Raw genomic sequence first — 18,692 nt, forward strand, 5'->3', positions numbered from 1 at the left:
TGGTTTGGGAAGAGTTAATCAATAACGAAGACGTCCCCACAAAATAGTGGGGAGGTTTTTCCATTTTCTTAAACTAATCAAGTTAGATGTGCTAGTACTTTATTAAAAAACCTTTAGTGTATTATTCATCTGTTTCTGCTAGCGCATTTAGTTCATCCTTATACGATGAAATAGGATTGTAGAGATTGTGAAAGGCTCTACCAATAGCACCATGAAACAACTTCATGTGAGGTTGTAAATCTGTACGACCTGCTGACAGAATGTGTTCGAATGATATTCCTGGATAGGGATCAATATAAAAAATCCTTTTAATACCTAATTGATACGCTTTTTTTGCACATAGTTCACATGGACTTGCAGTTGTAAAAAGAAATCCTCCTTCTATACCTGTCCCCCCATCTTTTGATAACTGTAAGAAAGCATTTTCTTCAGCATGTAGAGATCTTGTGTGAACTTGATTTTTATCTTTCTTAATTGAATTGTATTCTGATTTGAAACAGAAAGATATGTTGTATCCTTTTTGCTCAGCGCGTTGAAATTTTACGCTTCTTGTAGAAATTCGTTCCTTGAACGTAGAATTGTTTCTTTCAAATGGGCTATATGCATCTTGGTCTGTATCATTTTTTAAGTCCCCCATAGAGCGAAGATTACAGGGAACTTGTCCATAAGGGGTGTCATTCCAACCTACAGCCTTGATCGAATAGTTGTTTTTGGTGATTACAGCGCCAACTTTTCTAGATAAACATCCAGAATTTAGTTTTGCTGTATAAGCTATTTGCATACAGCGTTCTTCTGCACTTGGAGTTATAATGCCTGGTTTTTGTGCCAAGCATACAAATTTAATTAATTGATTTCCGATGCTTACTTCGCTTTCATCACCACTATTTATATATATGTCTGCCTTCTGGAGACAACCTTGAATATCTTGATCTGTAAAGCTTCTTTCATCATCTATATCCAAGCTAGAGTATTCATTTTTATCAATGTTATCTATGCTTTCTTGCGATAGACCTTTGGCTTTCAATCTGCTGGATCTTGTAGCTTCAGAGCATGAAATAGCTATTAAATAGAATGATGAATAGCGTTCTTGAAAATAGCTGGCTTCAAGAGGATTTCTAATCGCATCGATTACTATGTATGTATTCTTCCTATTTTCTTTATCCTCTTTTCTTAAGTTTGATAAAGCGATTTTTATTTTTTCCGCAACAGTAAAAAACATGCCATTTTTAATTTTGCTATCAGTTACACAACCAGATCTTCGAGCGTTTTTACCTAGAAGTTGATAAAGCTTTATAAAACTTACGTCTTCAATTGATTGTTTGATTTTGTTAGTAATGGCAGGTAAGATTTCAGTGTATAATTTACTGGTGTTACATTTTGTTTTTTCATTTTTATAAAACACCAGCTGATCGATGATGAAATCGACATCAGAATTTCTGATATAATCTTGGGCCTTCAAAAAATCCTTGATTGTAGCTTCATTGTCTATATCTAAAAGCATCTGTGTCAGTATGGATGTTACTTTGAGGTGGATAAATGCTTGCCAGTTTTTATTGTAGTGTTGAATTAAAATACGTTGCTTTCTTTGTATGTTATCTTGCGGCTGCGTGCCAGAGAACAAAGAATGTTCAATTTTTTCTTTGGAAAGCATTTCTGATGCATAAGTACAACCACTTCCAGTTCTGCCCGTCATACCGAAAATGATAAAATCATCATTTTTGCTATGTAACTTCTCTAATGCTGAAGATAAGTATTCATTTGTTTTCATGTTTTTATTTTTCCAAACCATTAATATTTTCAATGTGACAAGACATATAATTTATTAATGTCTTTTTATCTACAATGTTATTTTTTAGGCCAAAGTTGTATCAATGTAAATAAATATTACCGTCCCAGATTACAGCTTCCAAAATGCTCCATTAACCAGCGAGGGCAGCAGCCCATCACGGATGAATAGGCACCGGATGGCTATGTTAAGCCAATCGAATCTGGCCATACCAGTCAAAAAGTGACGTAAGTGTCAGTAATGACTGATTTTTTGCGCTGGCTCAATAAAAGGGGGTAGCTGGAGGCGGGATTCCCATGGTCCTTGATTCTATTGGTGTTGGTGGGCGTGGGTGGGAATAGGGTGGCGTGCTTGCCGTTGGAGAAGGCTGGGAGGGGGCAATCTCACTCTGGCAATCGGCGCTATAGTGCGGGCGATGGTTGCCCTGTGCTCCGTGTCCCAAGTTGGCGAGGCGGGGGATCTGCGGCAACAATCAGCTGTTGCAATCACAGCCATTTGCAACACATCGTCATGCCAATATGACCATGCAAACACATCACCAGATAGAGAGGAGATCTCCCATGAAGCGTACCATCCTGTTCGGCCTGCTCTGCGGCAGCGTGCTGCTGGCCAATCCGGTCTTTGCCAACGACACGGCCCAGTTGCAGTGCGAGGCGCAGGCCGCAGCCAAAAAGCTTAACGGCGCCGCCAAGACCAGCTTTGTCGGCAAGTGTGTGAAAGATGCCGCTGGCGCGGCGACCGGCGAGTGCGAGAAGGCGGCAGCCGACAAGAAGCTGGCCGGTGCGGCCAAGAACAGCTTTATCCAGAAGTGCGTGAAGACGGGCGCGGCGGTGGATCCGGCGGCCAAGTGCGAGAAGGCGGCGGCCGACAAGAAGCTGGCTGGCGCGGCCAAGAACAGCTTTGTCCAGAAGTGCGTGAAGGATAGCGCCGCCAAGTAAGGTATTTTCTCATCCGGTGTGTTTGCGGGGGGCCATCAGGCTCCCCGCGCTTTTTGGGGCGCAGGGGCGTTATCGCTAAGCGGGTGATGCGAGCTTGCAGCAAGGGCAGGGGTTGGATTGTGCGGGGCGGACAAACGGCTGCGAAGGCGGGCAAGCGGGGTGGCCCCGGAGAAGTTGCCGGAACTGGGATCTCGATCGGGGCAACAGGACTTTTGTCCTGCAAGGGGCGAGGGGGCGGGGGCTAGGATGCCCTCATCCACACGAGTCAAACTGGAGCACAACAATAATGACCGCTCATATCAATGCCAACCCGGGCGATTTCGCCGAGACCGTCATCATGCCGGGAGATCCGCTGCGGGCCCGCTATATCGCCGAGACCTTTCTGACCGATGCGCGCGAGGTGACCAATGTACGCAATATGCTGGGCTACACCGGCTACTACAACGGCCAGCGCATCTCGGTGATGGGCCACGGCATGGGGATCCCCTCCATGGTGCTTTATGCACACGAGCTGGTGAACGACTTCGGGGTCAAGCGGATCATCCGTATCGGCAGTCTGGGTGCGACCCAGCGCCACGTGCAGATGCGTGACGTGATTCTGGCGCAGGCGGCGGGCACCGACTCCCCGACCAACGCCAAGCGCAGCGCCGGTTACCAGATGGCCACGTCGGCCGACTTCGCTCTGCTACACAAGGCCTTTACCAAGGCGCAGGAGAAGGCGATTCCGGTCAAGGTGGGCAATATCTTCACCGGCGACCTCTATTACGATCCGGACGAAAACCTCATTCCGGCGCTGGAGAAGTTCGGCGTGCTCGGCATCGACATGGAGGTGGCCGGTCTCTACGGGCTGGCCCATCAGCAGGGGATCGAGGCGCTCGCCATCCTGACCGTCTCCGACCACTGTCTGACCGGTGAAGAGACTACTGCCGAGGAGCGGCAACTCTCCTTCAACCAGATGATCGAGCTGGCGCTGCACACCGCGCTGTAAGCGCCGCAGCCCGCCCAACCCTACACGCACCCTGACCTTATGAGAGATCCAATATGAACAATAAGCTCTCCCTCACTGCCATCAGCTTCCTAGCCAACTTCGTGATGGCCGGTTTTGCGACCCAGTTCGGCATGCTGATTGACCCCATCGCCGCCAAGTTCGGCGCCGACGTCAATCAGGTGGCCTCCATCTTCTCCCTGCTGAACGGCGGGGCACTGGCGGGCACCATTGCCGCCTTCTTCCTCATCGAGAAGGTGGGCCTCAAGCGGATGACGCTGCTCTGCTATGGCCTGATCGCGCTGGCGGCGGCCTCGCTCCATCTGACCGGCTCGCTCTATGTGGTGATGACGGCCATGACGGTGATCGGCCTGTGCGGCGGGGTGGGGCTCTGCATTGCGGGGACGCTGGTGGTGAGCGTCTGGCAGGCGCGAATGCAGAGCACCATGCTGGTGGTGCAGGATGCCACCTTCAACGTGGCTGGGGTGGTCTTCCCGCTTATCACTACCTACACCCTGACTCACGCCATGGCGTGGAGCTGGAGCTATCTGGCGGTGGGTGTGGTGGCGCTGGCGACCATGCTGGTGGCGGTGCTGACCAACTTCCGCAGCTGCGAGGCGGGCGGCGAGAGCGCTGGCAACGAGCACTCGGAGTGGAACCTCGGCATCATCAGCGGCGGGCTTGGGCTCTTTCTCGGCATGCTGGCGCTCTACACCTTCCTCACCTGGGCGCCCATGTTCGTGAAGAACAAGTTCGGCATCCCCTTCGAGGAGGCGGGCAATATCATCACCCAGTACTGGACGGCGGCCCTGCTCGGCGCGCTGGTCTCGACCGCTATCGTGACCCGCGTTGCGATCCGCACCTTCCTCTTGGTGATCATCACGCTGGCGATGGGGATGACGGCGCTTATCGTCACCACTGACAACCTGAGCCAGCTGCCTTACCTCACCTACGGTTACGGCTTTGTTTGCGCGGCGCTCTACAACGCCTTTATCGCCTACGGGGTGTCGTTTGTGCGTCAGGCGTCGAGCAAGAACGTCTCCTATATCCTCATCAGCGGCAGCGCGGGGGCCATGTTCAGCCCGGCCATCAGCGCCCTGTTCGAGCAGGTGATCGGCCTGCAGGCGGTGATGTACGCCATCCCGCTTATCTACGGCGTGATCCTCGCCATGCTGGTGGCGTCGCTGCGCATGGCCCGGCCCCAGCCTTGTCTGGCCTGAGCGGGAGAGTAAACAGCAAGAGGGGCGGTATCGACCGCCCCTCTTTTTTGTTGCTGTTCCGCTTGTTGCTGTTCCGCTTGTTGCTGTTCAGGCGGCGACTGATACCCGCGATTTATGGCTGCTCCAGAAAGGCCTTGAGCCCCGCCAGATCGCGGATCTGCAACCCCTCCTCGCCGCGCTCCACCAGTCCCTTGTCCATCAGATCTTTCACCGCCCGCCGGTAGACCCTGTCCGTGGTGCCGAAGCGTTCCGCCTCCTGATACCCCTTGCGAAAGCCGCTCACCGGGTTGTCGTGGCAGTGGCTGTGATAGAGGTCGAGGGCGATGTTGTAGCTGATGGGGTAGAGCATGCGGCAGGTGAAGATATCCACCGTGTCCTGATAGTCGATGGCAATGGCGGTGGCAAAGAAGAGCGCCACCTTGGGGTGGGCGACCAGCGCCTGTTCCAGCTGCTCGCCATCGATGCGGGCCACTTCCAGCGGCTCCTCGGCGATGATGTCGAGCTGGCAGCGGTAGCCGGTGAAGAACTCCATCTCGCCAAACAGCTGGTTGTCGCACTCAAGGGTGCCGAGCTGAAAGCGGCGACCATTCATGGCGGTGTGGCCCATGGCGATGCGCCCGCCCGGCACCAGCACCAGATCCCGCAATAGCTCCCCCTGACGCATCAGGGGTTCCCCCTCGGGGATCAGGCGCCGCTCCGTGACGCAGGAGATGACCACCTGTTCGATAAGATCGTGGCTGGCCTGCCAGTGGGGCTGAAAGCGCCCCTTGAGAAGGGGTTTGAGTTGCATGGCGGACTCTTTGACTGACTTGTACAGGCGGCTATTACACATGTTCGCCCCCCGATAAGCCAGCCTCGCGGCGGTGGCGGCCCGGTTGGCGCCAATCCTCCATGTGGGCTTTGCACTGCAACCGGCTTATGGGGCGGCTGGCAATTGGCTAACACGGGGGCGGAGTGATAAATTAACGCCCTGATTTGCAAGGTTTATCAAGGTAGCAAAATGTTCAGACGCTCGGCTGTGCTGGTGGCGCTGCTGCTAATCGGGGGCGTTCACGCGGCTCCGGCCGTTTTCTCTCCCGCCGCCAAGGTGGTGTGCGACAAGAAGGGCGGCTATTGCGCCGACCCGCAGGGGATCTCCATCGGCCTGACCCGCGCCCATCTCGGGGAGCAGGCGGCCAGCCGTTTGCAGAAGAACCTGCAGGGGGCCGACCCTGGCAGCTACACCCTGAGCAACGGGGTGCATTGCGAGAGCAGTGAGCAGCAGTGCTACAAGGATCGCTACTTCCCGCGCACCAAAGAGAGCCACTTCACCGCCATCCTCTTCAAGCAGGGCAAGTAAGCGGGTCGCGGCTGGCAAGTTGGCGAGACAACAGGAGTTGAACGAGATGATGGAAGGGACGCAGTGGCGCTGGCTCAATGAGCCTGCCGAGTGGCGCCAGACTAGCGATGGCTTGCAGGTGGTGACAGACCAGCAGACCGATTTTTGGCGCAGCACCTGGTATGGCTTCGAGCGCCACAGCGGCCATGTCTATGGCTGCGAGGTGGCGGGTGAGTTTACCTTTCAGGTCTGCGTCGAGGGGGAGTTCACCACCCTCTACGATCAGGCGGGGCTGATGCTGCTGCAAGACGAAGCGCACTGGCTCAAGGCGGGGATCGAGTACAACGACGATCAGCCGATGATCGGCAGCGTGTTGACCAATCCGCGCTCTGACTGGGCTACCGGTATTTTTACCGGCAATCCGCGCCGCTTCTGGCTGCGGCTGACCCGGCTGGCGGACTGTCTGCGCCTGCAATACTCCACCGATGGCAAGGTGTGGCCGCTGCTGCGCCTCGCCCCGTTTCCGCCAAGCGAGAGTTGCTTTATCGGGGTGATGTGCTGCACACCGGAGCGGCAGGGGCTGGCGGTGCACTTCTCTGATTTGCGCCTCACGCCGCCCCTTGGCAAGGCGCTGCATGACCTGAGCTAGGCCAGCGGTTTTGCCTGCGACATTGAGCCAATAAAAAAGCGCCCGAAGGCGCTTTTTTATTTGGCTGGTAGAGCCTCAATTAGCTGATCAGGCTGGCCCACAGGTCATATTCGTCGGATTCGTCGATCCGTACCTTGACCATGTCGCCCGGTTTGAGGCCGGTTTCGCCGTTGAGGTAGACCAGACCATCGATCTCCGGTGCATCGGCGAAGGAGCGGCCGGTGGCGCCCTCTTCGTCCACTTCGTCGATGATAACGGTCAGCTCCTGACCCACTTTTCGGGCCAGCTTGCGGATGGAGACCTGCTGTTGCAGCTCCATAAAGCGCTGGAAGCGCTCTTCCTGAATCTCTTCCGGTACCGGATCCGGCAGCTCGTTGGCCAGCGCCCCTTCGACCGGGCTGTATTTGAAGCAGCCGACCCGATCCAGCTCCGCCTTGTCGATAAAGTCCAGCAGCATCTGGAAATCTTCCTCGGTCTCGCCCGGGAAGCCAACGATAAAGGTGGAGCGCAGGGTGATCTGCGGGCAGATCTCGCGCCACTTCTGGATCCGCTCCAGAGTGCGCTCGACAGTACCCGGGCGCTTCATCAGTTTCAGGATGCGTGGGCTGGCGTGCTGCAGCGGAATATCGAGGTAGGGCAGTACCTTGCCATCACGCATCAGCGGGATGACGTCATCTACGTGCGGGTAGGGGTAGACGTAGTGCAGGCGCACCCAGATATCGAGCTTGGCCAGCTCTTCGCACAGGGCGACCATGCTGGTCTTGACCGGCATGCCGTCGTAGAAACCGGTGCGGTGCTTCACATCGACGCCGTAGGCGGAGGTGTCCTGGGAGATCACCAGCAGCTCCTTCACGCCTGCCTCTTTCAGGCGCTTGGCTTCGGCCAGCACGTCGCCGATGGGGCGGCTCACCAGATCCCCGCGCATGGAGGGGATGATGCAGAAGGTGCAGCGGTGGTTGCACCCTTCGGAAATCTTCAGATAGGCGTAGTGGCGCGGGGTCAGCTTGACGCCATGGGCCGGTACCAGACTGGTGAAGGGGTTGTGCTGCGGCTTCTCCACATATTTGTGGACGTGACCCAGCACCTCTTCATAGGCGTGGGGGCCGGTGATCTCGAGCACCTTGGGGTGGATCTCGCGGATCTGATTCTCTTTGGCGCCGAGGCAACCGGTGACGATCACCTTGCCGTTCTCGGCCAGCGCTTCGCCGATCGCTTCCAGCGACTCTTGCACCGCGCTGTCGATAAAGCCGCAGGTGTTGACGACGACCAGCTCGGCATCGTCATAGCTGGGCACCACATCGTACCCTTCGGTACGCAGCTGGGTCAGGATGCGTTCTGAATCGACCAGGTTTTTGGGGCAACCCAAGGAGACGAATCCTACTTTGGGGGCCTGTTTTGTGTTGGACATCGCTCAATCACTCTTAGGTGGCTCTTCTTTAAGGGCGCGGATTTTACCGGAATGGTTAACCAAAAACTATACAGCCAGCATGGCAGAACCGAACAATATCTCCGACCAAGCAAGATTGGGCCGCACCTACAGCCGTTGATGGCGCGCCCTGGGTAGGGCTATTGCCTCTGCCATGCGGGCTTGTTGTGGGGAAGCTGCTTTGTTGATTTTTCTGTCAATTTTGACGCTGTGGCGGGGAGAGCGTCAAAGGGAGTCACTATACTTCCATCACGGGGTCCCGTTGGAGAAGGCGATGGAAAGTTCATTTGGCGAAAAAATGCAAAGCGTACACGCCACGCTCAGGCAGCGCTTTGACAAGCTGAGTCGGGTGGCCATCGCGATTTACGATCCCCATACCGATCAGCTCAAGACCTTTGCCCACAGCACAGAGGGGCCCTCGCCACTGGTGCAATATGAGGTGAAGCTGAGCGATGTTCCCTCCCTGAGTTATCTGGCGGAGCACAAGCAGCCCCGGGTGCTCGGCAATCTGGATGCCCTGCGTGGCTCTGCGTCGGAGCACAGCCGCAAGGTACTGGAGGCGGGTTATGCCTCCAGCTATACCGAGCCGCTGCTGTTCAACAGCAAGCTGTTTGGTTTTCTGTTTTGCGATGCCATGGAGCCGGGATACTTCGAGGAGCCGATCCGCAGCGAGCTATCGGCCTATGCCCAGGCGCTCTCGGCCATCATTGCGGTGGAGTTTTTCTCCATCCAGACCCTTGGCGGCGCGCTGACCACGGCGCGGGAGTTCAGTCGCTATCGAGATGAGGAGACCGCCAACCATCTGCACCGGATGTCGGCCTACTCCCGGCTGATCGCCAAGACGCTTGCCCCGACCAGCGGGCTGAGCGATGAGGAGGTGGAGTTTATCTACCTCTTCTCCGAGCTGCACGACATCGGCAAGATCGCGGTGCCGGATGCCATTTTGCTCAAGCCGGGCAAGCTGACGCCGGAAGAGTTCGAGATCATGAAGATCCACCCCGGCAAGGGGCGGGAGATGATCAGCCTGATGATCAACGAGTTTGGTCTCGATGGCATTCATCACACTGACATGCTGACCAATATCATCGCCAGCCATCACGAGCGTTTCGACGGTACAGGCTATCCGCTGGGGCTGGCGGGGGAGGCGATCCCGCTGGCGGCGCGCATCGTGACGGTGGCCGATGTGTTTGATGCTTTGACCAGCGAGCGCCCCTACAAGAAGGCCTGGCCGTTCGAGACGGCGTTTGCCTATCTGGAGGAGCATGCCGGCAGCCAGTTTGATCCCGCTTGTGTCGCCGCAGCCCTGCACAACAAGACCGAGTTTTATGCCATCTATCAGCAGTATCAGGATCCGGCCTGCTCTGCGAGTGTGGCGCCCAGCGGCGCCGAGCCGGGTTGAGCGCGTGTGATGCGCGTAAGGGGCAAAGTGGCGGTTCAAGCATGACGAGGAGTAAATAGAGAGGGGGCACCAGCAGGTGCCCCCTCTCTTTTATGCGTCTCTCGATTCCACGCGCTCTTATTTTGCCGACCTTCTATCTGTGGCTAGGGCGGCTGCGGTCAGGTTACTTTTTGGGCGTCGGCTCGCTGATCTGGTAGAGGTGATCCGCGCAGGCGCTGGAGCAGCCACAGGGACGCACCTCTTTATCTTCCCGCTTCTGGGCAAGCTGGTATTGGCGCCACCAGATGATGGTGCCCATGGCCAGGATCAACACGAACGAGGCGAGCAGGCTCAACAACCAGATGGACATGATCTCTTCTCCTTGATGGTGATGACATGCACCGCGATGGCATCAGTGATGATGGCAGCAACCGCCCTGCTGGTTGGCGCCTTCACTGCCGTGGCAACAAGTATGGCCTTGTCGTGAGCTCTCTGCCTGATTGCCACTACTGGCGCAACAGTGATTGGCGCCACTGTTGCAACCACCGTGACAATTCGCATGGCTGTGGCCTGTGCCGAGGGGCTGGATGGCACGGATAGTCGCCTTGCTCTGATGACGGCGAGACGGACGCCCCTGACTTGCCTCGGTGAGAGGTTGCAGATTGGCGGGGGCCAGCAGTGCGGGCAGCGGCAGGCGGGCAGAGCGACACTGCAGCACCCGGATATTGGCTGCCAGCAGGCGCCCCAGCATTCGCTCGCCGATATTGCGCACCACCACCTGACCCACCTGATAGTGGGCGAGGGCGTCGAGCAGCGCTTGCTTGCCGTGGCAGCCTTCGGCGGCGGCCGGGTTAGCCAGGGTGGCGATAACGTTCCCTTCGGGGTTAAGAATTTGCAGCTGCTTGGCTCGGGTAAAGTGGCCAGCCAGCAACCCCTGACTCAGCATCATGGCGCTGTTGCAGAGGGTGGTGGTCATGGTTGTGACAGCATTCATGTCGGCTCTTCTCCACTGGTTGGGTGGTCGGGCTCGGCGGGTTGCATCATCAATGCCTTGCCCAGACTCAGACACTCCACCACCTTGCAACGCCCTTTTTTCAGGATATTGGCCAGGGTCTGGCGGGAGACCCCCATCACCAGGGCGGCCTCCTGCTGCTGCATTCCTTGAAGGTCGACGAGGCGCAATGCCTCGAACTCGTCAGGGGCCAGCGTGACCTGTTCCAGCTGATGCATGGGGCGGCCGTTGGGTTTGAAGCAGCTGTTGGCGGGGCGGCCACAGATCTGGCGGGCAATCTTGGGTCTTGGCATGGTGGCTCCTAATTGGCATAAGCCATTTATACGCTCATATGTAGCATATGCCAATAATTTTGTCTGATGCAGAGGGTAGCGCCAGTGCTGTTCACGGCAGAGAGGGGTAAAGAGGGGGAGGAGGAATACTAACAAAAGCAGTGAAGGGGGCAGAAACGACGCAGGCCCGAACATGGTTCGGGCCTGCGGTTTTGCAGAGGATGGTCGGGCTATCCCGGCGAGCTTACGCCTGTTCGGCCTCGGCCACTGGAGCTGCGCTCTCGCTACCTTTGGCGAAGCGATCCGCCCACAGGGCAATCACGCCGTCACCGGTGACGTTGCAGGCGGTGCCGAAGCTGTCTTGCGCCAGATAGAGGGCGATCATCAGGGCGATGGAGGCTTCACCGAAACCGAGCATGGAGGTGAGCAGGCCCAGCGCCGACATCACGCCACCACCCGGGGCGCCCGGGGCGGCGATCATGATCACCCCCAGCATCATGATGAAGGGGAGCATGGTCTCGATGCCCGGAATGGCCAGATGCTCGGAGAGGAACATCACCGCGGTGGCACAGGTGACCAGGGTAATGGTGGAGCCACAGAGGTGAATGGTGGCGCACAGCGGCACGGTAAAGTTGGCGATGCCGTCGCTCACCCCGTTGTTCTTGCTCGATTGCAGGGCAACCGGAATGGTGGCGGCGCTCGACATGGTACCCAGCGCGGTGAAGTAGGCCGGCAGCATGTTCTTGATGAGCTGGGCCGGTGAGCGGCCAAGGGCCAGACCGGTACCCACGAACAGTACGGAGAGCCAGATCCAGTGCATCAGGATCGCCATCACCAGCACCACGCCGAAGGTTTTCAGGGTGGCGAACACGGTGCCTTCTACCGTCATCTCGACAAAGACCCCGGCGATATAGAACGGCAGCAGCGGGATGATCACCTTGGCCAGCAGGCGGTCGATGATGTCACGACCCTGATCGGCGACCCGGCGCAGATCGGTGGCCTGGGTGGCGCTGATGCCGATGCCGAACACAAAGGCGGCGGCCAGTGCCGACATCACGCCAAACAGCGGCGGGATCTCCAGATTGACGTAGGAGGCAAGCTTGATAGCCGTGGCCGTGGTGGGCTCGGCAGCGGTGGTGAACTGCGGGATCAGGTGGCTCGCCACGGTAAAGGCGAACAGCCCCGCCAGAATGGTGGAGCAGTAGGAGAGGGCCACGGTTTTGCCCAGCAGCTTGCCGGAGTTTTTCGGCAGGCTGGCGATACCGCTCATGATAAAGAACAGAATGATGAGCGGAATGGTGAAGGTGATCAGCTGACCTATCACTGTCTTGGCCGTAAACAGCACGCGCGCCACCCACTCTGGGGCGTAGAGACCGAGCAAGAGACCGGCAAGGATGCCAGCAATGAGTTTCAGGACAAGTTTCATAAGGAAATCCGGAGTTGGTTGTATTGTCTGTTTTGTTATTAAATTTTGATATTAATCAAACTTTTTAACACGTAAGCCGTGTTATGTCTGCCTTTTCTGCGTTAACGCCGAGTTAAATATTGTCGAAAGCCAAGATCGCCGACTAGCTGTCGGCTTGGTGTTGAATGGGAAAATCCGTGATGAATTAGCCCGTTAGGTGGCCTGATGATCGCCACGCAGCAACATAACGTACTGGCTGGCGTGTTGATTTGAGGAATCTGACGTACTGGCTGATACGGTTTCCATCGGCGCCAGTTGCAGCGCTATCCCGGATGTGGTGACCAGTTGTTGTAGCTGAGCGTGACTTATCTTGCCGCTTGGCGGCAGGGGGAAGCAGAGCGGAGCGCCCGCTTTGAGCAGGGTCGCCAGCTGTTGCAACAGGGGGACAAGGGTGGCCACGTCGTCATCAAGCGGGCGGCTCAGCCAGATGCCATCGTAAGGGAGCACCGAGTGCATCTTCGCCAGCGAGCAGACCCGCACTGCTTGTCCGGATTGCTGCGAGGCGACTCTGGCGTCGGCCAGCACAGCTTCACAGGCGGTGACCACATACCCTTCTGCACGCAGCCAACACAGAGCCCCCCCCGTACCGCACTGACCATTGAGCAGGTGAGCACCGGGTTTGAGGTGCGCCACAAAGGCAGCTCGAGCGTGGGCGTGCTGGTCGTTAAATGGCCGGGAAGCGGGGATGGCGTCAGAGTGTGGCACAGGGGTTACCTCAAGCAGGGGGCGCACAGGGTAACAAATCGGGGCCTGACTGCCAAAGCGCCCCGATTTGGATGTGATGAAGTTGCCGGAGCCGGTTAGCGGACGCAGGCAGGCCCGTGGGGCTGGGCCAGCATGGTGAACATGCTCTCTATCATAAAGGCGGATTCGCCCTGCAGGTCGATCCGCCCCGGAAAGTGGAGCCAGTTGATGATGTAGCCATCCAGAGTGCAGTGGAGCAGGGTGGCGGCGCGCTGCAGGTTGAGGTTGGCGGGCAGTTGGCCCCGCCGTACCGCATTGGCCAGGGTGGTCTCCAGATCCCGGAAGAAGTTGGCGGACTGGCTGCGGATATGTTCGCGTAGTGAGATGGCTTCCCCCTCCAGCGATTCGAGATTGAACAGGATGGTGAACATCTGCCGCTGGGCCGGATTGTGAATGAAGCTGTGGAGCACCCCTTCGAAGAAGAGGCGCAGTTGCCCCAGCGGATCCGGCTCATCTGGGTTGAGGCAGGCGTCGAGCTGATGGGCGAGGGGGCTGCAGAGCTCCTGCCAGAGCGAAATGAAGAGTTCATCCTTGTTCTTGAAGTGCCAATAGATGGCCCCGCGGGTCAGGTCTGCCGCTTTGGCGATGTCGGTCAGGCTGGTCTTGGCCAGGCCCTGGGAGCAGAACAGATCCAGCGCCGTGCTCATGATGTGGCAGCGGGTTTGCTGCGCCTCTTCTTTGGTTCGTCTGGCCATCGAAATTTGTGCCTCATGCAAGCAAAAAGTCACTTACATACATTTATGAATGTATGTATATTGCCTCATCTTTCGACTATTTACCAACAGGGCCCATGCGGCCCTGATTGTTCATTGACTGGCAAAGGCTCAGGTGTTTCATGCATAAACATATTCTTGCTCGTTCAGTTGGTCTTGCCTTGCTGGCTACAGGCTTGCTGGCAGGTTGTGGTGACAAGGGGGGTGTACCCCAGGGACAGGGCGGCATGCCCCCCGCGGCGGTCAACGTGGTGACTCTGCAGAGCGGTCCGCTGATGTTGACCACCGAGTTGACCGGCCGCAGCGCCCCGTTGCGGGTGGCCGAAGTGCGTCCGCAGGTGAGCGGCATCATCCTCAAGCGCCTCTTTACCGAGGGAAGCGATGTGAAGGCGGGCGATCTGCTCTATCAGATCGATCCGGCTGTCTATCAGGCGGCAGTCGCCAGCGCCAAAGCCAATCTGGCCAAGGCCGAGGCCAACGAGCAGAGTGCCCGCCTCAAGGCCCAGCGCTATCAGGAGCTGCTTAAGGTCAAATCCATCAGCCGTCAGGACTATGACGACGCCGACGCCAGCTGGAAGCAGGCCAAGGCGGAGATCATGGCGAGCAAGGCGGCTTTGCGTACTGCCGAGATCAATCTCGGTTACACCCGCATCACCGCCCCCATCAGTGGCCGCATCGGTAAATCCGCGGTGACCGAGGGTGCGCTGGTGACCGCCCAGCAGGCTGACAGCCTGACCGCCATCCAGCAGCTCGATCCCATGTATGTAGATGTGCGTCAGTCCACCGCCGATCTGCTGCGCCTCAAGCGACTGGTCGCCGAGGGCAAGCTGACCCAGGACGAGCAGAAAGGGGCCAAGGTGACCTTCCAGCTGGAAGATGGCTCCACTTACGGCGAAGAGGGCTCGTTGCAGTTCTCCGATGTGACCGTGGATGAGACCTCCGGCATGGTGACCCTGCGGGTGATTGTGCCCAACCCTCATCAGCTGCTGCTGCCCGGCATGTTCATGCGCGCGACCCTGCAAGAGGGTGAGCGGGCGCAAGGGCTGTTGGTGCCGCAAACTGCGGTGACTCGCACCCCCAACGGCGGCGCCACCGTGATGGTGGTGACCGCTGACAACAAGGTGGAGCTGCGCAACGTGCAGCTGAGCCGTGTCGTTGGCAGCAACTGGGTGGTGGAGTCAGGGCTCATCTCCGGCGAGCGGGTGATCGTGGCTGGCCTGCAGAAAGTACGACCGGGCGCCGTGGTCAATCCCGCCGAGCAAGGTGCTGATGCAGCGTCTGCTCAAGCCGCGTCCAACACCCCGGCCAACAAGTAGGATGGAGTAGTCGCTTCATGGCTCGATTTTTTATAGACAGACCCATTTTTGCCTGGGTGATCGCGCTGGTGATCATGCTAGCGGGCAGCCTGGCCATCATCAAATTGCCGGTCGCCCAGTATCCGAGCATTGCGCCGCCCGCTGTCGGTATTTCCGCCAGCTATCCGGGCGCATCCGCCAAAACGGTGGAAGACTCGGTGACCCAGATCATCGAACAGAACATGACCGGGCTGGATCACCTGCTCTACATGTCCTCCCAGTCTGACTCCGCGGGGCGGGTGTCGGTGACCCTCACCTTCCAGCCGGGGACCGATCCCGATATCGCCCAGGTACAGGTGCAGAACAAGCTGCAGCAAGCGATGTCGCTGCTGCCGCAAGAAGTTCAGCAGCAGGGGATCCGGGTACAGAAGACCTCCAGCAGCTTCCTGATGGTCGCTGCCTTCATCTCCAGCGATGGCAGCATGAACAACGACGACCTGGCGGACTATGTGGTCTCCAACATCAAGGAGCCCCTGAGCCGTCTGGACGGGGTAGGGGATATCACCTTGTTCGGTAGCCAGTATTCCATGCGGGTGTGGCTCGATCCCAATAAACTCAACCGGGTGCAGATGACTCCTGGTGATGTGCAGGCAGCCATCAAGGCGCAGAACGCCCAGGTGGCCTTCGGCAAGCTGGGCGGCACACCGTCGGTGGAAGATCAGCAGTTCACCGCCACCATCATGGGGCAGACCCGTCTCTCTACCGTGGAGCAGTTCAACGACATCCTGCTGCGGGTGAATCAGGATGGCTCCAAGGTACGGCTGAAAGATGTGGCCCGGGTCGAGCTGGCGGGCGAAAGCTATGACGCCGATGCGCTCTACAACGGCCAGTCCACCGCCGCGGTCGCCATCAAGCTGGCGACCGGCGCCAATGCGCTGGATACCGCCGAGAAGGTGCGTGCCAAGCTCAATGAGCTGTCGGATTACTTCCCGGCCAACATGGAGATCGTCTACCCCTACGACACTACGCCGTTTGTGAAGATCTCCATCGAGGAGGTGGTGCAGACCCTGATCGAGGCGATCTTCCTGGTGTTCTGCGTCATGTATCTGTTCCTGCAGAATTTCCGCGCCACCCTGATCCCGACCATTGCGGTGCCTGTGGTGCTGCTCGGTACCTTCGGGGTGATGGCGGCGTTCGGCTTCTCCATCAATACCCTCACCATGTTCGGTATGGTGCTGGCCATCGGCCTGCTGGTGGATGACGCCATCGTGGTAGTGGAGAACGTGGAGCGGCTGATGAGCGAGGAGGATCTCTCCCCGCTGGAAGCGACCCGCAAGTCGATGACCCAGATCACTGGCGCGTTGGTGGGGATCGCGTTGGTGCTCTCCGCCGTGTTCGTGCCGATGGCCTTCTTCGGCGGCTCGACCGGTGCCATCTATCGCCAGTTCTCATTGACCATCGTCTCAGCCATGGTGCTGTCGGTGCTGGTGGCGTTGATCCTGACTCCGGCGCTCTGTGCCACCCTGCTCAAGCCGATGAAACATGGCGAGTTTGGTGCCAAGCGCGGCTTCTTTGGCTGGTTCAACCGCGCCTTTGATGCCGGTACCAACCGCTATCAGAGCGGTGTGCGCAAGGTGATCAAGCAGGGCGTGCGCTACAGCCTGATCTACGGCGCCATGCTGGCGGTGTTGGCCGTGCTCTTTATGCGGATGCCCACCTCCTTCCTGCCGGAAGAGGATCAGGGGGTCATCATGTCCATGGTGCAACTGCCGGTGGGGGCCACCAAGCAGCGCACCGAGGTGGTGCTGGCGGACATGCGCGACTACTTCCTGAAAAACGAGAAGGATAATGTCGATTCTGTACTGACCGTATCCGGCTTCAGTTTCGCCGGTAGTGGCCAGAACGCGGGGATGGCCTTTATCAAGCTCAAGGACTGGAGCGAGCGCAAGAGCCCGGATCGCAGCGCCAATGCCATTATCGGTCGTGCCATGGGCTATCTGTTCAGCATCAAGGAGGCGCAAGTGTTCGCCTTTAACCTGCCTCCGATCCCGGAGTTGGGTACGGCGACCGGTTTTGACTTCTTCCTGCAGGATCGCGGCGGTATCGGTCACGACAAGCTGATGGCGGCGCGTAACCAGCTGCTCGGCATGGCGGCGCAGGATCCCACCTTGGTGCGAGTGCGTCCGAACGGGATGGAAGATACGCCGCAGCTCGATATCAAGATCGATTACGAGAAGGCGCTGGCGCAGGGGCTATCCATCGCGGATATCAACAACACCCTGGCCACCGCCTGGGGCTCGTCCTACGTCAATGACTTCGTTGACCGTGGCCGGATCAAGAAGGTCTATATGCAGGCGGATGCCCCCTTCCGGATGAACCCGGAAGATATGAAACTCTGGTATGTGCGCAACAGTGCCGGTCAGATGGTGCCCTTCTCCGCCTTTGCCAGCACCGAGTGGAGCTTCGGCTCGCCGCGTCTGGAGCGTTACAACGGCGTGCCGGCGATGGAGATCGTCGGTGAGGCGGCGCCCGGCAAGAGTACCGGTGATGCGATGGCTGCGATTGAGCAGATGGTGAAACAGCTGCCGGAAGGGGTGGGTATCGAGTGGACCGGGCTCTCCTTCCAGGAGCGTCAGGCCGGTTCACAGGCACCCGCGCTCTACGCCATCTCCTTGCTGGTGGTGTTCCTCTGTCTGGCGGCCCTCTACGAGAGCTGGAGCATTCCGTTCTCGGTGATGCTGGTAGTACCGCTCGGGGTTCTGGGGGCCATTGTGGCTGCCACCCTTCGCGGGCTAGAGAACGACGTCTACTTCCAGGTGGGCCTGCTCACCACCATAGGCCTGTCGGCGAAGAACGCGATCTTGATCGTGGAATTTGCCAAAGAGCTCTATGACAAAGGGATGGGCTTGGGTGAGGCGGTGGTGGAGGCTGCACGCCTGCGTCTGCGTCCGATCCTGATGACCTCGCTCGCCTTTATCCTCGGGGTGTTGCCGCTGGTGATCAGCTCCGGCGCCGGTGCCAGCAGTCGTAACGCCATCGGTACCGGCGTGATGGGGGGCATGATCAGCGCCACCGTGCTGGCCATCTTCTTCGTGCCGCTCTTCTTTGTGCTGGTGATGCGTTACTTCACCAGCCACCAGAGCAAAGAGGCGCGCATTGCTGCAGCAGTTGAGTCAAAAGGTGACTGATGGCATGCAGGTTTAGCTAATCTGAACAGAGTCCAATGTCAGCTTTGGCCTGGCTGACAATCAAACAGGGCAACCCCATGGGTTGCCCTGTTTTTTTGTTCAAAAGAGCAACAGACAAAACTAAGTAACAACTTGAAGCCTATGTGACGAGGCAAGCAATGTGCGATGCTCGGCCTCAAGTTAACCCCGAACAAACACATTTTTAGCTGTTCATCTTTGTGGAAAACGGGATAGAATTCAGTATCAAATCGGGCTGACTCGGTGTGGCAACAGTTTCAATTAGCGACTGTTTACCTTATCTAC

At 57.6% G+C, this 18,692-nt stretch carries 17 protein-coding genes; 8 read left to right on the forward strand and 9 right to left on the reverse strand.

The features are described from left to right. Positions 1 to 121: 121 nt before the first annotated feature. A complete protein-coding gene (locus ACTG2S_RS08115) occupies positions 122 to 1,768 on the reverse strand; it encodes a hypothetical protein (protein WP_201948494.1) in 1,647 nt (548 codons plus the stop codon). A 578-nt stretch (positions 1,769 to 2,346) separates the two neighbouring features. Between ACTG2S_RS08115 and ACTG2S_RS08120 the strand changes: the two genes are divergently transcribed. From ACTG2S_RS08120 to tsgA, 3 genes are all read left to right on the forward strand, one after another. Continuing rightward, positions 2,347 to 2,724 carry a hypothetical protein gene (locus tag ACTG2S_RS08120; RefSeq protein WP_033115842.1) on the forward strand — a complete coding sequence of 126 codons (378 nt, stop codon included), beginning with the start codon at positions 2,347 to 2,349 and terminating at the stop codon, positions 2,722 to 2,724. A gap of 286 nt (positions 2,725 to 3,010) precedes the next feature. Next, positions 3,011 to 3,712, forward strand: a complete 702-nt coding sequence (deoD, locus tag ACTG2S_RS08125) for a purine-nucleoside phosphorylase (RefSeq protein WP_005303072.1) — start codon at positions 3,011 to 3,013, stop codon at positions 3,710 to 3,712. A 53-nt stretch (positions 3,713 to 3,765) separates the two neighbouring features. Further along, a complete protein-coding gene (tsgA, locus tag ACTG2S_RS08130) occupies positions 3,766 to 4,929 on the forward strand; it encodes an MFS transporter TsgA (RefSeq protein WP_201948475.1) in 1,164 nt (387 codons plus the stop codon). A gap of 112 nt (positions 4,930 to 5,041) precedes the next feature. Here tsgA and ACTG2S_RS08135 read toward each other — a convergent pair whose 3' ends face one another. Next, on the reverse strand, positions 5,042 to 5,719 hold the full coding sequence (locus ACTG2S_RS08135; RefSeq protein ID WP_201948472.1) for a Crp/Fnr family transcriptional regulator: 678 nt from the start codon (positions 5,717 to 5,719) through the stop codon (positions 5,042 to 5,044). A 210-nt stretch (positions 5,720 to 5,929) separates the two neighbouring features. On the opposite strand from ACTG2S_RS08135, the gene ACTG2S_RS08140 reads away from it, so the two are divergent. Together ACTG2S_RS08140 and ACTG2S_RS08145 are read left to right on the forward strand one after the other, a co-directional pair. Then, positions 5,930 to 6,268, forward strand: a complete 339-nt coding sequence (locus ACTG2S_RS08140) for a YcgJ family protein (protein ID WP_201948469.1) — start codon at positions 5,930 to 5,932, stop codon at positions 6,266 to 6,268. A 46-nt stretch (positions 6,269 to 6,314) separates the two neighbouring features. After that, a complete protein-coding gene (locus ACTG2S_RS08145) occupies positions 6,315 to 6,896 on the forward strand; it encodes a DUF1349 domain-containing protein (RefSeq protein WP_274161761.1) in 582 nt (193 codons plus the stop codon). A gap of 79 nt (positions 6,897 to 6,975) precedes the next feature. Here the strand turns inward: ACTG2S_RS08145 and rimO are convergent, their stop codons facing one another. Beyond that, on the reverse strand, positions 6,976 to 8,304 hold the full coding sequence (gene rimO, locus ACTG2S_RS08150) for a 30S ribosomal protein S12 methylthiotransferase RimO (protein ID WP_040065937.1): 1,329 nt from the start codon (positions 8,302 to 8,304) through the stop codon (positions 6,976 to 6,978). Positions 8,305 to 8,596: 292 nt separating this feature from the next. Here rimO and ACTG2S_RS08155 point away from each other — a divergent pair, with 292 nt between their 5' ends. Further along, on the forward strand, positions 8,597 to 9,721 hold the full coding sequence (locus ACTG2S_RS08155) for an HD-GYP domain-containing protein (RefSeq protein WP_439982293.1): 1,125 nt from the start codon (positions 8,597 to 8,599) through the stop codon (positions 9,719 to 9,721). 163 nt (positions 9,722 to 9,884) lie between these two features. On the opposite strand, the gene ACTG2S_RS08160 is transcribed toward ACTG2S_RS08155, so the two are convergent. The 6 genes from ACTG2S_RS08160 to ACTG2S_RS08185 form a co-directional block, all read right to left on the reverse strand. Further along, positions 9,885 to 10,070 carry a hypothetical protein gene (locus ACTG2S_RS08160; RefSeq protein ID WP_005338109.1) on the reverse strand — a complete coding sequence of 62 codons (186 nt, stop codon included), beginning with the start codon at positions 10,068 to 10,070 and terminating at the stop codon, positions 9,885 to 9,887. Positions 10,071 to 10,112: 42 nt separating this feature from the next. Continuing rightward, positions 10,113 to 10,694, reverse strand: coding sequence for a NifB/NifX family molybdenum-iron cluster-binding protein (locus ACTG2S_RS08165; RefSeq protein WP_439982295.1), 582 nt, complete (start codon positions 10,692 to 10,694; stop codon positions 10,113 to 10,115). Continuing rightward, positions 10,691 to 11,005 (reverse strand): DUF134 domain-containing protein, encoded by a 315-nt coding sequence (locus ACTG2S_RS08170; protein WP_204476512.1) that lies wholly within the window; start codon positions 11,003 to 11,005, stop codon positions 10,691 to 10,693. Before ACTG2S_RS08170 ends, ACTG2S_RS08165 begins: the two co-directional genes overlap by 4 nt. 223 nt (positions 11,006 to 11,228) lie before the next feature. Continuing rightward, positions 11,229 to 12,410 (reverse strand): dicarboxylate/amino acid:cation symporter, encoded by a 1,182-nt coding sequence (locus tag ACTG2S_RS08175; RefSeq protein WP_236293937.1) that lies wholly within the window; start codon positions 12,408 to 12,410, stop codon positions 11,229 to 11,231. Between the two features lie 192 nt (positions 12,411 to 12,602). Beyond that, positions 12,603 to 13,154, reverse strand: coding sequence for a hypothetical protein (locus ACTG2S_RS08180; protein WP_439982298.1), 552 nt, complete (start codon positions 13,152 to 13,154; stop codon positions 12,603 to 12,605). Positions 13,155 to 13,249: 95 nt separating this feature from the next. After that, positions 13,250 to 13,888, reverse strand: coding sequence for a TetR family transcriptional regulator (locus tag ACTG2S_RS08185; protein ID WP_368227381.1), 639 nt, complete (start codon positions 13,886 to 13,888; stop codon positions 13,250 to 13,252). 140 nt (positions 13,889 to 14,028) lie between these two features. Between ACTG2S_RS08185 and ACTG2S_RS08190 the strand changes: the two genes are divergently transcribed. Continuing rightward, entirely contained in the window at positions 14,029 to 15,222 is a 1,194-nt protein-coding gene (locus ACTG2S_RS08190; RefSeq protein WP_439982300.1) for an efflux RND transporter periplasmic adaptor subunit, read from the forward strand. Between the two features lie 17 nt (positions 15,223 to 15,239). Then, positions 15,240 to 18,389 (forward strand): efflux RND transporter permease subunit, encoded by a 3,150-nt coding sequence (locus ACTG2S_RS08195; RefSeq protein ID WP_439982302.1) that lies wholly within the window; start codon positions 15,240 to 15,242, stop codon positions 18,387 to 18,389. Positions 18,390 to 18,692: the final 303 nt, after the last annotated feature.

The organism is Aeromonas sp. 82P, assembly GCF_051919365.1.
GTDB lineage: Bacteria > Pseudomonadota > Gammaproteobacteria > Enterobacterales > Aeromonadaceae > Aeromonas > Aeromonas veronii.

What these genes read in the sequence shown, in the direction of transcription:
- ACTG2S_RS08160 (WP_005338109.1), bottom strand. Translation starts at nt 10,070, where the DNA reads ATGTCCATCTGGTTGTTGAGCCTGCTCGCCTCGTTCGTGTTGATCCTG.
- tsgA (WP_201948475.1), top strand. Translation starts at nt 3,766, where the DNA reads ATGAACAATAAGCTCTCCCTCACTGCCATCAGCTTCCTAGCCAACTTC.
- ACTG2S_RS08120 (WP_033115842.1), top strand. Translation starts at nt 2,347, where the DNA reads ATGAAGCGTACCATCCTGTTCGGCCTGCTCTGCGGCAGCGTGCTGCTG.
- ACTG2S_RS08140 (WP_201948469.1), top strand. Translation starts at nt 5,930, where the DNA reads ATGTTCAGACGCTCGGCTGTGCTGGTGGCGCTGCTGCTAATCGGGGGC.
- ACTG2S_RS08175 (WP_236293937.1), bottom strand. Translation starts at nt 12,410, where the DNA reads ATGAAACTTGTCCTGAAACTCATTGCTGGCATCCTTGCCGGTCTCTTG.
- ACTG2S_RS08145 (WP_274161761.1), top strand. Translation starts at nt 6,315, where the DNA reads ATGATGGAAGGGACGCAGTGGCGCTGGCTCAATGAGCCTGCCGAGTGG.
- ACTG2S_RS08165 (WP_439982295.1), bottom strand. Translation starts at nt 10,694, where the DNA reads ATGAATGCTGTCACAACCATGACCACCACCCTCTGCAACAGCGCCATG.
- ACTG2S_RS08155 (WP_439982293.1), top strand. Translation starts at nt 8,597, where the DNA reads ATGGAAAGTTCATTTGGCGAAAAAATGCAAAGCGTACACGCCACGCTC.
- deoD (WP_005303072.1), top strand. Translation starts at nt 3,011, where the DNA reads ATGACCGCTCATATCAATGCCAACCCGGGCGATTTCGCCGAGACCGTC.
- ACTG2S_RS08195 (WP_439982302.1), top strand. Translation starts at nt 15,240, where the DNA reads ATGGCTCGATTTTTTATAGACAGACCCATTTTTGCCTGGGTGATCGCG.
- ACTG2S_RS08115 (WP_201948494.1), bottom strand. Translation starts at nt 1,768, where the DNA reads ATGAAAACAAATGAATACTTATCTTCAGCATTAGAGAAGTTACATAGC.
- ACTG2S_RS08190 (WP_439982300.1), top strand. Translation starts at nt 14,029, where the DNA reads ATGCATAAACATATTCTTGCTCGTTCAGTTGGTCTTGCCTTGCTGGCT.
- rimO (WP_040065937.1), bottom strand. Translation starts at nt 8,304, where the DNA reads ATGTCCAACACAAAACAGGCCCCCAAAGTAGGATTCGTCTCCTTGGGT.
- ACTG2S_RS08185 (WP_368227381.1), bottom strand. Translation starts at nt 13,888, where the DNA reads ATGGCCAGACGAACCAAAGAAGAGGCGCAGCAAACCCGCTGCCACATC.
- ACTG2S_RS08170 (WP_204476512.1), bottom strand. Translation starts at nt 11,005, where the DNA reads ATGCCAAGACCCAAGATTGCCCGCCAGATCTGTGGCCGCCCCGCCAAC.
- ACTG2S_RS08135 (WP_201948472.1), bottom strand. Translation starts at nt 5,719, where the DNA reads ATGCAACTCAAACCCCTTCTCAAGGGGCGCTTTCAGCCCCACTGGCAG.